Genomic DNA, 13,200 nt, shown 5'->3' on the forward strand with positions numbered 1-13,200 from the left:
TCATCCACCACAGGCTGTGTGGCGGACGTGCCGAGCGCCGCCGCTCTGCGGATGGATCGGCGCGGTCCTACACCGCTGGCGGACCGCTGTCACGCCTCCATTCCACTCGATGAGGCTATTCGCCGAAGGAGCGGGGGCGGGGACGAGGGAATGAGGATTGGATCGATCACAGAGATCCCACCCTCCACCGTGTCCGTCTCTCCTCGTCGCCCTTCCGTCCTGCTGACCACCGAAGGGACGTACCCCTTCGAGGGCGGGGGCGTGACGGCCTGGGCGGACGTGGTGATCCATGGGCTGCCCGACGTCGACGTCCACCTACTGGCGGTGACGGGCTCGACGGCGCTACGGCTGCACAGGGAGCTGCCCGAGCATGTCAAGTCGATTGTCGCCGTGCCCCTGTTCGGGTCCGCCGAGCCAACCGAGTTCACGCGGCACGACGAGCCGTTCGCGACGACAGTGCTGCGCCGGGCCCGGACCAGCGAGGCCGTCGTCGAGTCCCGATTCATCCCCCTCGTCGAGCGTCTGCTCGACGCGCTCCAGCGGCCCGAGGAGGCCGGCTGGGACGAGGCACGGCTCATCCGCGACCTCAACCGCTACTTCGTCCGCTACGACCACCGTGCGTCGTTCCGCGCCGAGGGAACGTGGGAGGCCTTTCGCGACACGATGCTCGCGCAGGCGGCCGGCGAGGACGTGGCGCCGTCGCTCGGCGACATGGTGCAGGCGCTTCGGTGGCTCTACAGCTTTTTGCTCCCGATTACCGTCGAGGTCCCCAAAACCGACCTTGCGCACGCGACGCTGGCGGGGTTCGCCGGGTTGGCGGGCGTGATCGCGAAGGTCGAGCACGGGACGCCACTCGTCGTCACCGACCACGGGATCTATCTCCGTGAGCGCTACATCGCGATGTCGGCCTCGACCGAGTCGTTCTTCCTAAAGCGCTTTTTGCTCCGGCTGGTCCATCTGGTCAGCCGCGTGTGCTACGTGGCGGCCGACCAGGTGTCGCCTGTGTGCCGGCACAACGCGCGGTGGGAGGAACGGATGGGCGTCACCCGCGATCGGATCCGCCCCATCTACAATGGGATCGACACCGACCGGTTTGCCCCCCCCACGAGCACGCCAGCCGGCCGGCGCCCAACGGTCGTCACCGCCGCCCGCGTTTTCCCGCTGAAGGACATCGAGACGCTGATCCGGGCGTGCGCCGTGACGCGCCGTCGCGTCCCGGACGTCCACTTTGTGGTCTACGGCGCGAACTGGGTCGACAAGCCCTACACCGCCCGCTGTGAGGCGCTCATCGATGAGGTCGGCGTCCGGGACCACTTCACGTTTGCCGGTTACCACGACGAGCCCTCGAAACTGTACCACGAGGGCGACGTGTTCGCGCTCTCGTCGATCTCGGAGGGCTTCCCGTTTTCCGTCATCGAGGCGATGGCCTGCGGTCGCCCGGTCGTGGCCACCGATGTGGGCGGCGTCAAAGAGGCGGTCGAGGGCATCGGCATCGTCGTGCCCCCGCGTGGCGTCGAACCACTAGGGGAGGGGTTGGCGGACCTGCTGCTCGACCGCGAGCGCTACGACGAGTGCGCCCGCTTGGGCCGGGAGCGGGCCGTCCGCGATTTCGGGCTGGACCAGATGCTCGACGCGCATCGCCTCACCTACCGCCACTGGGCTGGGCTCACCGACGTGCCGCTCCCGCCCGCCCTAGGCGCGCCGGATCCGCTGGCGCTCCCGCCTCCCGCCCCTGACGCCGTGCCAGCCCTCGCCGACGGTGCCACAGGCGTCGCCGGGGACGGCTCCACGCGATTGCGTCGGACCGCCCATCGCCGTGTGTCCGCACGGCGCGCGTCCTCTACGCCGGAACGCTCCATGCGCACCGAGCACGCGCTGGACCGCGGGCGTGGCCCGCCTGGGGGGCACCCCCACCGCACCCCGCACTTCGGCGCGCCCCCCGGCGCGAGCGGCAGAGCTACGTCCGGTTCCCATCTACATCCAGTGGGTCGAAAGGGAACGGGAGGGGAGGATTCTGTCTCCTTGACATTCTCTTCACGGCCTGGGATCTTTCCGGCCCCCCGGTCGCCCCTCTTCTCCCCCTGACAAGATGACCGTCTATGACGCCGACCACATCCGCAACGTCGCCCTCGTGGGGCACCAGGGGAGCGGAAAGACGACGCTGGCCGAGGCCATGCTCTTTAGCGCCGGCGCCATCCCTCGGATGGGGACCGTGACGGAAGGGTCGACGACGAGCGACTTCCATGAGAGCGAGCGCGAGCGGGAGATGTCGGTGTTCACTTCGTTGCTCCACGCCGAATGGGAGGGGCACAAGATCAACATTCTCGATTCGCCTGGGTACCTCGACTTTTCAGCGGAGACCATCACCGCCCTCAAGGTCGCCGACACAGCGGCATTCGTGATCGACGCGTCAGAAGGGGTGCAAGTCGGGACGGAGCTGGCGTGGACCTACGCGGCCCAGACGGAGACGCCTGCGATGTTTGTCATGAACAAACTGGACACGGCCGGGTCGGACTTCTCCGCTGCGCTTGCCCGGATTCAAGAGCGCTACGGGCGGGCGGCCATCCCCGTCCAACTCCCGGGGGGCTCGGGCACGAGGACCATCATCGACGTGCTGCTGATGAAGCAGCTCCGGTTCGACGAACGCGGCCGGGCGATCGTAGAGCCCATCGCGGATGCCTTCCGGGAAGCCGCCGACGCGCTCCACAACGAGCTCGTCGAGGCCATCGCAGAGAACGACGAGGGGCTGATGGAGCTGTACTTCGAAAAGGGCGAGCTCAGCCAAGCCGAGATGCGGACCGGGTTGCACAACTCGATGCTCAAGCGCGAGCTGTTCCCCGTCTTCCTGACCGTCGCAAGCGAGAACGTGGGCGTATCGCGGCTGATGTCATTCATCGACAACGTCTGCCCGAGCCCCGCTGAGATGCCGCCGCCCCACATGGAGGCCGGGTCCGTGTCGGTGACCGCCGACGGCGCGCCGGTGGCGTTTGTCTTCCGCACGATGGCTGAGGAGCACGTTGGCGAGTACTCGTACATGAAGGTGTACGACGGGACCCTGACCGCGGGCCAGGACCTAGAAAACGCGCACACCGGGGCGACAGAGAGGCTCGGCGGCCTCTATGCCATCAACGGCTCGTCCCGCGACGACGTGCAGCACCTGGTGGCCGGGGACATCGGTGTGACGGTCAAGCTCAAGCACACCTCGACCGGCGACACGCTGCGCGCGAAGGGATCCGACGCCGTCGTGACACCTGTCGACTACCCCGAGCCCCGGATGCGGCTGGCGGTCCGGGCCGCCCGATCCGGCGAAGAGGACAAGCTTGCCCTGGGGCTGGCGCAGATCGTCAAAGAGGACCCGTCGCTCGTCGTCGAGCACGACGCGCACCTGGGCCAGGTCACGCTCGCGGGGCAGGGCGAGATGCACCTCGACATCGCGAAGTACCGGATGGCGCACCGCGCCAACGTCGATGTCGTCTACGAGCGGCCCCGGATCAGCTACCGTGAGACCGTCCGCAGCCGGGCCGACGCCAAGTACCGGCACAAAAAGCAGACGGGGGGCGCCGGCCAGTTCGCCGAGATCGAGATCTTGGTCGAGCCCGCTGATCACGACTTCGATCCGCCCGGCGCCATGAAGGTGCGCAACGAGGCCGAGGTGACGACCGAGTGGGGAAGCCGCGTCCATTACGTCGATGCCATCGTCGGTGGCGTCATCGACATGCAGCGCTTTTTCGGGGCTATCCAGAAGGGCGTCGCCGACATGCTCCGCGAGGGCCCCGTCGCTGGCTACCCGGTCGGCGACGTCCGCGTCGTCGTCTACGACGGGTCGATGCACTCTGTCGACTCGAACGAGAACGCCTTCAAGACGGCGGCGAAGATGGCGTTCCGCGACGGATTCCGTGACGCCCAGCCGGCCATCCTCGAGCCCATCGTGGAATTGGAAGTGCTCGTCCCGGACAGCCACATGGGCGACGTGCTCGGCGACCTCAACACGCGTCGCGCGCGCATCCACGGGATGGAAGCGGAGGGCCCGTTCCAGAAAATCGTCGCCCACGTCCCCGAGGCTGAGCTCTACCGCTACTCGACCGCGCTCCGCTCGATGACGCAGGGACGTGGCTTGCACCGCGCGCGATTTAGCCACTACGACCCCGTCCCTCGCGACGTTCAGGCCAAGCTGGTGGCCGAGCAGGCCGAGGCGGTCGCCGCCTGAGCGGCCCCTACCTCGTCTCCCACGACTCTGGGGCCGCCCCGACGCCTGAATCGCCGAACCGGCCTCGGCATTCGTCGAACGCCGCCGTCAATGGCCCATCCGACGGGGTCATGTGACGCCCCGACTCGGCCACATTCCCGACAGCCGGCTCTGTCCCGGAGCGGACATGCGAGGCTGACGGAGCGCTGTCACCGGCCGGTGGGACCATCGGGCGCCCGGGCACGGACGCCCCGGGCCCGTCGTTACCTTGACCGACACGCCATCGATCCTCATGCTGGGCATCCAGAACGGCCGCAACGCCCGCCCGCGCGGGTTCGACTACCAGCCCCGGTTCTACAACCCGGAGGCCGACGCGAGGCGCAAGCGCCAGCTCCAGTTTGTCCGCCCCAGCGAGCGGCGGACGCGTAAGACGAAGCAACCACAGTTCGTGGCCGTCGGGCTGGGCCTTGCGCTGGCGTTCTACCTCTTCATCCACATCGAGGACATCGTCGAGAACGTGACGGCGTTCGGCGGGTGGTTCTTCCAGTAACCCATGGAGGCGATGCCCGACGCGACCGACGGGCTCGTCCGGGCCCTCCCCGACACCCTCGCCAGCAAAATTGCGGCGGGGGAGGTCGTGCAGCGGCCGGCGAACGCGCTCAAGGAGCTGGTCGAGAATGCCCTCGACGCGGGGGCGGCCTCTGTCGAGGTGACCCTGCGGAAGGCGGGGTCCGAGCTGATCCAGGTGCTCGATGACGGCTGCGGGATGGGCCCCGCCGACGCCGTCGCCTGCTTCGGGCGCCACGCGACCAGCAAGCTCCGTCGGTTCGAAGACCTGGAGTCGTTGCGCACCCTCGGGTTCCGCGGCGAGGCGCTGGCGTCGATTGCGTCGGTCTCCCAAGTCGAACTCAAGACTCGCCGCCGCGACGACGAGGCCGCGACGTGCGTCCGGGCCGACGGGGGAGAGGTGGTCGACGTGTCGCCGTGCGCGGCGCCCGAGGGCACCTGCATCTCGGTCCGCAACCTGTTCTACAACGTCCCAGCGCGCCGGGCCTTCCTGAAGAGCCCGGCGACCGAGTTCAAGCACTTGGTCGAGGCGTTCCAGGCCCTCGCGCTATCCCATCCCCACGTCGCGTTCTCGCTCGTCCACGACGGGACCGAGGTCTGGCGCCTGCCGGCGGCCGAGGGCGACGACGCCCTCGCGGTCCGGCTCGGTGCGCTCGCCGGCGGCGGTCTCGACGGTCGGCTCGTCGCGGTCGAGGAGTCCACGAGCTACCTGTCGGTCACCGGGCTGGTGGCCCACCCCGACCGCGCCAGGCGCAGCCGCGGCGAGCAGTACCTCTTCATCAACGGCCGCTATGTCAAGAGCCGGTCGCTCGACCACGCCGTCGGCAGCGCGTTCGGCGCCCTGCTGCCCGAGCGCCGCCACGCGCTCTACGCCTTGTTCCTCGACGTCGACCCCCGGCACGTCGATGTCAACGTGCACCCGACGAAGACGGAGGTCAAGTTCGACGACGACCGCGGCGTGTACAGCTTCGTGCAGGCCGTCGTCAAGCGGTCGCTCGCGGAGGGCGGGCTCGGCCTGGCGTTCGACGACCGCGCCGTCCGCGCCGATCTCGCGCCGCCGGCGGCCCTCCCACCCATGCCCGACCGGCCGAGCTCCGTGGACTTCGATCCTGGCCCGCCCGTGTCGATGCCTCCCCGGGGCGACGGGGCCACCCGCGACGCCGCGCCCACCTCGTTTCGCCTGGAGGCGGGCGCCAGCTTTCGTCCGACCGAGGCGCGACGGCCGGCCCCGACGCCAACGCCGCTCCCGCCCGTCGATCCTGGGCCACCCGTCGGCCCCATCCCGTCGCGTCTGGGCCCCGTCCCGGAAGGCGACCTCGACCTTGACCTCGCTGACGACCCGGAGCGCACCTTCTGGCAGCTGCACGGCCGGTACCTGCTGTCCCCGGTCCGCTCTGGCCTGCTCGTCGTCGACCAGCGCGCGGCGCACGAACGGATCTTGTATGAGCGGGCGCTGGCGTCGATGGAGAGCGGGATGGCGTCGTGCCAGCAGCTGCTGTTTCCGTTCACGGTCGAGCTCGGGCCGACCGACCGCGCGCTGCTCTCCGAGATCGCCCCCGACCTCGCGGCGCTCGGCTTCGAGCTTCGGATCCCAGACGACGGCCCCGTCCTCGTCCGCGGCGTCCCTGCCGACGTGACGCTGGGCGACGAGCGCGACGTGCTCGACGACCTGCTGGCACAGTTCCGGCGGAACAACCGGCTCCAACTCGGCGCTCGGGAGAACGTCGCTCGGAGCATGGCCTCCCGCACGGCCATCCAGCCCGGCCACACCCTCGGTCCGATCGAGGCCCGGCTGCTCGTCGATCAGCTCTTTGGCTGCGCCGATCCCTTCTCCGACCCCGCCGGCCGACCGACGATGACGCGGCTGTCGAGCGACGAGATCGACCGCCGCTTCCGGCCCCGGTGACCGTCGAGGCCCGGGTCGCGCAAGCGCTGGAGGCGGCTGGGATCGACGGCCGAGCGCTGGTGGCCGCCAGCGGCGGTGTTGACTCGACCGTGCTGCTCCACACGCTCGTCGCGCTTGGCGTCGAGATCGTCGCCGCCCACGTCGACCACGGGTTGCGCCCAGACAGCGCCGAGGACGGAGCGTTTGTGGCCGACCTCGCGTCGAGCCTCGGGGTCCGGTGTGTCCGGCTGGCGGTGGCCGTCGACGAAGGGAACGTGCAGGCCGAGGCCCGCCGCGCGCGGTACGCCGCGCTGGCCGAGGCCGCGCGCGAGCAGGGCTGCACTGCCGTCGCCACCGGCCACACGGCGACCGATCAGGCCGAGACGGTCCTGCTGGCGCTGGCGCGCGGCGCCGGGTTGCGAGGGCTCGCGGGAATGCCGCCGACGCGGGCGCTCGGTGACGGCGTCATCCTCCTTAGGCCGTTATTGCACGCGGCGCGAGCCGAGGTCGAAGCCGCCGCCCGCGAGCACGGGTGGGCCTGGCGGGACGACTCCTCGAATGCCACCGACCGCTTTGCTCGAAATCGCTTGCGCCACACCGCACTCCCGGCCCTGCGTGCCGAAGGGGGCGGAGGTGTCGACCGCCGGATCGCGGCCTCCGCCGATGCGGCACGCGCCGCGCTGGAAACCGTCCGCGAGCAGCTTCTCGCGCTGACGGTAGGGGAGGGCCGACTCGATCTCGATGTGCACGCGCTGCCCGATGGCACGCGAGACGCCGTCCTGGCGGAGGCCGTTGCCGAGTGGGCCCCGGACGCGGCGCGCTCGCGCGTCCTCGTGGCCCGCTTGGCGGCACTGCTCAGCGCGGACGTCGGCACGTCTGTCGACAGCGGGGGGCTCATCGTGTGGCGCGAGCGGGACGCCCTTCGGTTCGACACCGACCGGCCGCGCGCCGGCGGAGCCCTCGTCTCCACTGCCCTCGATGCGCCCCCGACCGCCTTTAGCGCCGACCGCTGGTCCGTGGTCGTCGACGCGGACGAAGTCGCAGGTGCGAGCGTACGGACGTGGCGACCCGGCGACCGCCTTGAGCCGCTTGGACTGGATGGGTCCCGCCCCGTCGCGGACGTCCTTCGAGAGGGTGGGGTGGCTCGCGCGGACCGGCCGCACGCGCCGCTCGTGGTTGCAGGCGGCCGCGTGGCCTGGGTCGTGGGCCACCGGCTGGCGAGTTGGGCGGCCGTCACCGCGAAGACCCGGCGAGCGGCGCGGTGGTCGTGGCACGCCGACGGGGAGGCGGGGTAGCTTCCCGGACCCAGCCGCCCGCACGATGTCCGAGATCGCCGCCGCCCCCGACGTCGTCACCTGCCGCGGCGAGCGGTTTACGCTCTACCTGAGCGAGGAGAAAATCCAGGCCCGGATCCGCGAGATGGGCGCCCAGATCGCTACGGACTACGCCGACGTCGGCATCCCAATTCTGATCGGCGTGCTCAACGGCGCGTTCATCTTCACGGCCGACCTGATGCGGGCCATCCCGGCCGACTCCGAGGTCGACTTTTACAAGCTGTCGAGCTACGGCGAGGGCAAGGTCTCGACCGGCAACGTCACCGAACTCAAGGACATCGACGCCAAGCTGGAGGGCCGCCACGTCATTGTCGTCGAGGACATCGTCGACACCGGCCTGTCGATGAAGTACGTCATGGAGCAGATCGCCCATCGCAATCCGGCCTCGCTCCGCACGGCGACGCTGCTCCGCAAGCCGGACGCCATGAAGGTCGAGGTGGACGTCGACTACGTGGGCTTCGACATCGACAACCTGTTCGTGATCGGCTACGGGCTCGACTACGGCCAGCTGGCGCGCAACCTCCGGGCGATCTACATCCTGGACGAAGAGCAGGCGTAGGGCACGGCGGACGGGACGGGTGCCCGACCGATGGCACCAGGCCGGGCGATCTTGCGGCGTCCCCCCGCCGACCGATGGTCCCGCTCCGTCTCCGCCTCCAGAACTTCCTCTCGTACGGGGAAGACGCGCCGGTCCTCGACCTCGAAGGCATTCACGTGGCCTGCTTGTCGGGCGGTAACGGGCAAGGCAAGAGCGCGCTGCTCGATGCGATGACGTGGGCGGTGTGGGGCGAGGCCCGGAAGTCGAGCGAGGCCCGCAAGCCGGACGAGGAACTGCTGCGCGTCGGGTCCCGGTCGATGGAGGTCGATTTCGCGTTCCGCGTCGACGCGACCGATTACCGCGTCGTGCGGAGCTACCAGGTCTCCGCCAGCGGGAAGACCTCGAAGCCGGGGCTGGAATTCCAGGTGCTGGACGGCGAGACGTGGCAGGCCTTGACCGCCGAGTCGGTCCGGGCCACGCAAGCGCTGATCGAAGGGCGCGTCGGGATCGACTACGAGACGTTCATCAACTCGACGTTCCTGCTCCAGGGACGGAGCGACGAGTTCACCAAGAAGCGCCCCGGCGAGCGAAAGGAGATCCTGGGCAAGATCCTGGCGCTGGGGCGGTACGACCTGCTGGCGGCACGGGCGGGCGCGCGGTGGTCCCGGCTCCGCGAGCGGGCAACGGCGCTGGAGGCCGAGGCCACGCGGCTGGACGAGGCGCTGGAGGGCGTCGGCGCTTGGGAGGCCGACCGGGACGTGGCGCAGGCGGCGGTCGCCGAGGCGACCTCGGAGGTCGAGGCGGCGGCGCAAGCGGTGGCCCAGGCGACGGCCACATTGAGCGCGCTCGACGCGACCGCGCGCGAGGCGGAAGCACTCCAGCGGTCGCTCGCGGAGGCCACCGACCGGCTCGCCCGCCTCGACGCCGACGACGCCCGCGTCGCTGCCCAGATCGAGTCCGCCGACGCACTGATCGCACAGGCCGACGCCATCGAAGCGGGGCACGCCGAGTACGAGACCCTGCGCGCCAGCCGGGCGGCCCTCGACGAGAAGGCGTCGCTGCACCGGGGCATCGACGGCCAGCGGCACGCGCTGCGGCTGGAAATCCAGCAGGTCCGGGCGGCGGCCGAGGCGGGGGTGACCAAGCTGGCGGGGCAGGTCGAGACCCTCGACCGGCAGATCGCGGCGGACACCGAGGCTGTCGCGGGACGGGCGGAGGCGGAGACTGCGCTCGCCCGCGCCGACTCGGCTCGCGCAGATCTGGACACGCTCGACGCGGCGTCGAAAGAGCGCGACGCGCTTGCCGCCCGCATCGACGCGCTCGACAAGCGGCTCGCAGCCGACAAGGGCGCGCTAGAGGGCCGCTACTCAGGCGTTGTGGAGGAGGGGAAGCGGCTCGCGGGCGAGGTGAAGGGGGAGGCCGGGCCGGACACTGCGGCGCTCGCGGCGGCCGTGGCGGCCGGAGAGGCCGCCGTGGCCCGACGCGAAGCGATCCAGGCCGAGGGCGGCGAGGCGTCCCGGACCGTCGGCGCGCTCGATGGGCGGCTCCAGTCGCTGGCGGCCGACGCCGCGAGGATCGAGGGCCGCCGCCGCAAGCTGGCCGCCAGCGACGAGGATTCCTGTCCGACGTGTGGCTCGGACCTGAGCGAGGCCCACCGGGCGGACGTGCTGGCGGGCTACGACGCCGAACTCGGGGAGTTGGCGCAGCAGAGGGCGGCCGTTGATCGCGAGCGGGCCGACGCCATCGCGGCTCGCGACGCGCTCCGAGCCGAGTTCACTGCTCTCGGCCCGGCCCTCGAAGCAGGGGACGTGGCGGCCCGGGCCCTCGCGTCCGCCGCGCAGGAAGCGACCCGGCTGGCGGCGGCCCGAGCGCGCCTGGACACGCTCCGGGAGGAGGCCCGCCAGCTCAAACATCAGATTGATCAGGAGGCGTTCAGTCCGGACGTCCACGCCGAACGGACACGTCTCGTCGACGCGCTCTCGTCCGTGGCGTACGACGCTGCCGCGCACGACCGCGCACGGGCCGAGGCCGCGCTTCGGGACCACTGGGCCGGTCGGCTCCGCCAGCTCACCGTCGCCGCCGAACGGCTGGAGGGCGCCCGAGCCGAACGGGAGCGCCGCGCCGTCGACCTCGCCGCCGCCCGCTCCGCCCTCGACCGGGGCGACGCTGGGGCCGAGCTGCACACGCGGATGGCGGCTCTCGACAAACAGGCGGAGGCCATCGGCTACCGCGCCGACGAGCACGACCGCGTCTCGCGAGCGCTCGACGCCGTGTCGGACGCCCCGGCGCGGCTGGCGAGCCTGCTCGACGCCCGCCGCCAACGGGCCGATCTGGCGGAGCGCCGCGCGGCCATCGCCACGGACCGGCGGGCGGTCCGTGAGCGGACGGCGGAGCAGCGGACGGCGCTCGACGCGCTTCAGGCCTCGCTCGCGGAGCGCGATTCGGCCGTCAAGGCGCGGGACGGGGCGACGGAAGCGAGGGGCGCGGCGCAGTCGCGCTTGGCGGCAGCGCAGAGCCGCCTCGGGGGTCTGACGGAGCGCCTCGACCGGGCGGCCAAGGACCGCGAGCGGCGCACGGCCACGAAGGCGGAACTCCGGGATGTCAAAAAGGAGCGCGCCCTCTACGGTCACCTGCGGCGCGCCTTCGGGAAGAACGGCATCCCATCGCTGATTATCGAGGAGACCCTGCCGGAGATCGAAGCGCGAGCGAACGCGCTGCTCGACCGCTTGTCGCGCGGCCGCACGCGGATCGCGCTGGAGACGCTCAAGGACAAGAAGACGGGCGGCGGGACGAAGGAGACGCTCGACATCCGCATCACCGACGACCAAGGCCACGCCAGGCCCTACGAGACGTACTCAGGGGGTGAGGCCTTCCGGGTCAACTTCGCCCTCCGCATCGCGCTGTCGCAGATGCTCGCGGAGCGCTCCGGCACCCAGATCCGTACGCTCGTCATCGACGAGGGCTTCGGCACGCAGGACGCCGAGGGGTTGCAGAGCCTGATCGGTGCCATCCGCGCCATCCAAGACGACTTCGAGACGATCCTGGTCATCACCCACCTCGACGAACTGAAGGACGCCTTCCCGATCCGCATCGAGGTCCGCAAGGAGCCCGTCACCGGCTCGACGTTCGACATCATCGGGGCCTGAGGGCGCCCTCAGTCGACGACTGGCGGGAGCGGCCCCGGCAACGCTGCGATGCCGAAGCGACGGACCACTACGACGCCGGCCACGATCAGCGCGCCTCCGACGATCTGAGGCAGCGTCACCTGCTCACCCCGTAGGGCAACCCCCGCCATCACCCCGACGACGGGCACCAGGTTCGAGAACGCGGCCGTCCGCGAGGCGCCGGCGGTCTGCACCGAGGTGTTCCAGATGGCGTACGCGAGCCCGGTCGAGAGCCCGCCGGAAAACAGGATCGCCGCCACGTCCCAGCCGTCGAAGGCGCCCCAGTCGACGCTGGCGGCCTCCGGGGCGGCGAGCGCCAGGAGGCCCGGCGCGGACACGACGATGCCCCAGAAGGTGAGGCCGACGGGCGTCGCACCCCGGTCGAGGACCGGGCGCGCCAATGTCGTGTAGACGCCCCACGCCAGCGCGGCAGCCAGCATGAGCACGACCCCGCTCCGGTCGCCCTCGAACGCCGCCGCCGGATTCCCGGCGACCACGAGCGCGACGCCGCCTAGGCTGGCGGCGAAGCCCGCCCACCCGAGCGCGAGAAGCCGCTCCTGCTTGAGGAGATGCGCCGTGAGCGCCGTCCACGCGGGGCTCGTGGCGATGAGAAGCGCGCCCGTCCCCGCCGAGACGCGGTCGATCCCCACGATGAAGACGACTTGGTACAGCAGGATGCCAAGCAGGCCAAGCCCGATGACCGCTCCCGTGCCCCCCGTCCGGAACGTGACCAACGGCGACACCCCACGGGACCGGGACTGCCGAAGATGCAGCCCGCCGAGCACCAGCACCGACACGGCAAAGCGCAGCGCGTTGACCGTATACGGGGGCGCCACTTCGAGTGGTACTTTAATGACTGCGAAGTTGACCCCCCACACCAGGACCACGGCCAGCAGGCCGACCTCGGGGGCGAGCAGGGCGCGACGCAACGGCACGGTGGGGGGACCCGCCGAACGTAGCTCGCCGCCCGCCCGGCCCCGTCGGCGCTCGCGGTCCGCACGCGATCCTCACCATGCCCACGCCCGGCATCCGCAAGCTCTACTACTCGATCCGGGAGGTCGCCGAGGCGACCGACCTCAAACCCCACGTGCTCCGCTACTGGGAATCGGAGTTCGAGGACCTAGCCCCCAAGAAGAACCGCGCGGGGAACCGGGCCTACACCGAGCGCGACATCGAGGTCGTCGAGCGCATCCGCGGCCTCCTGCGCGACGAGAAGTACACCATCGACGGCGCCAAGCAGGTGCTGGCCGGCGACAGCCCGGCGGGGCAGGCGCCGAGCGTCGACCTGTCCCGGGCCGAGTTGGAAGACCTGCGTGCGTTTTTGGCGGACGTGTTGCGGCGCCTCTGACGAGCCCCCTAGTTTCGCCGACCCGCCACGGGACTCCGCGTCCCATCGGCTCCTCGGGTAGTGGCGCAGCCAGGTAGCGCACCAAGCTGGGGGCTTGGGGGTCGTCGGTTCAAATCCGGCCTACCCGACTCCGACCGCTCGGTCCCTCACGGGGCCGGGCGGTCGGTCGTTTGGGGCG

9 protein-coding genes and 1 tRNA gene are annotated in these 13,200 nt (G+C 70.9%); 9 read left to right on the forward strand and 1 reads right to left on the reverse strand.

Going from position 1 to position 13,200, the window contains the following annotated elements:
• The first annotated feature begins 189 nt into the window (after nucleotides 1-189).
• The 7 genes from pelF (at nucleotide 190) to ACLII4_RS11660 (ending at nucleotide 11,656) form a co-directional block, all read left to right on the forward strand.
• Nucleotides 190-2,085, forward strand: a complete 1,896-nt coding sequence (gene pelF / locus ACLII4_RS11630; protein ID WP_412067567.1) for a GT4 family glycosyltransferase PelF — start codon at nucleotides 190-192, stop codon at nucleotides 2,083-2,085.
• Between the two features lie 4 nt (nucleotides 2,086-2,089).
• The gene (locus ACLII4_RS11635) at nucleotides 2,090-4,207 is read left to right on the forward strand and encodes an elongation factor G (RefSeq protein WP_412067568.1); all 2,118 of its coding nucleotides are present in this window, start codon (nucleotides 2,090-2,092) and stop codon (nucleotides 4,205-4,207) included.
• A 247-nt stretch (nucleotides 4,208-4,454) separates the two neighbouring features.
• Nucleotides 4,455-4,736 (forward strand): hypothetical protein, encoded by a 282-nt coding sequence (locus ACLII4_RS11640; RefSeq protein WP_412067569.1) that lies wholly within the window; start codon nucleotides 4,455-4,457, stop codon nucleotides 4,734-4,736.
• Between the two features lie 12 nt (nucleotides 4,737-4,748).
• Complete coding sequence (gene mutL, locus ACLII4_RS11645; protein ID WP_412067570.1) at nucleotides 4,749-6,659, forward strand: DNA mismatch repair endonuclease MutL; 1,911 nt, start codon at nucleotides 4,749-4,751, stop codon at nucleotides 6,657-6,659.
• On the forward strand, nucleotides 6,656-7,933 hold the full coding sequence (tilS, locus tag ACLII4_RS11650) for a tRNA lysidine(34) synthetase TilS (protein ID WP_412067571.1): 1,278 nt from the start codon (nucleotides 6,656-6,658) through the stop codon (nucleotides 7,931-7,933). The genes mutL and tilS overlap by 4 nt, the downstream gene beginning before the upstream one ends.
• 25 nt (nucleotides 7,934-7,958) lie before the next feature.
• Nucleotides 7,959-8,531, forward strand: a complete 573-nt coding sequence (gene hpt, locus ACLII4_RS11655) for a hypoxanthine phosphoribosyltransferase (protein ID WP_412067572.1) — start codon at nucleotides 7,959-7,961, stop codon at nucleotides 8,529-8,531.
• A 74-nt stretch (nucleotides 8,532-8,605) separates the two neighbouring features.
• A complete protein-coding gene (locus ACLII4_RS11660; RefSeq protein ID WP_412067573.1) occupies nucleotides 8,606-11,656 on the forward strand; it encodes an AAA family ATPase in 3,051 nt (1,016 codons plus the stop codon).
• Nucleotides 11,657-11,664: 8 nt separating this feature from the next.
• Here the strand turns inward: ACLII4_RS11660 and ACLII4_RS11665 are convergent, their stop codons facing one another.
• Nucleotides 11,665-12,603 (reverse strand): DMT family transporter, encoded by a 939-nt coding sequence (locus tag ACLII4_RS11665; RefSeq protein WP_412067574.1) that lies wholly within the window; start codon nucleotides 12,601-12,603, stop codon nucleotides 11,665-11,667.
• Between the two features lie 83 nt (nucleotides 12,604-12,686).
• Here ACLII4_RS11665 and ACLII4_RS11670 point away from each other — a divergent pair, with 83 nt between their 5' ends.
• Nucleotides 12,687-13,022, forward strand: a complete 336-nt coding sequence (locus ACLII4_RS11670) for a MerR family transcriptional regulator (protein WP_412067575.1) — start codon at nucleotides 12,687-12,689, stop codon at nucleotides 13,020-13,022.
• A 54-nt stretch (nucleotides 13,023-13,076) separates the two neighbouring features.
• Nucleotides 13,077-13,150: transfer RNA gene (locus ACLII4_RS11675), tRNA-Pro, on the forward strand.
• Nucleotides 13,151-13,200 lie beyond the last annotated feature (50 nt).

Source organism: Rubrivirga aquatilis (assembly GCF_046845665.1).
GTDB lineage: Bacteria > Bacteroidota > Rhodothermia > Rhodothermales > Rubricoccaceae > Rubrivirga.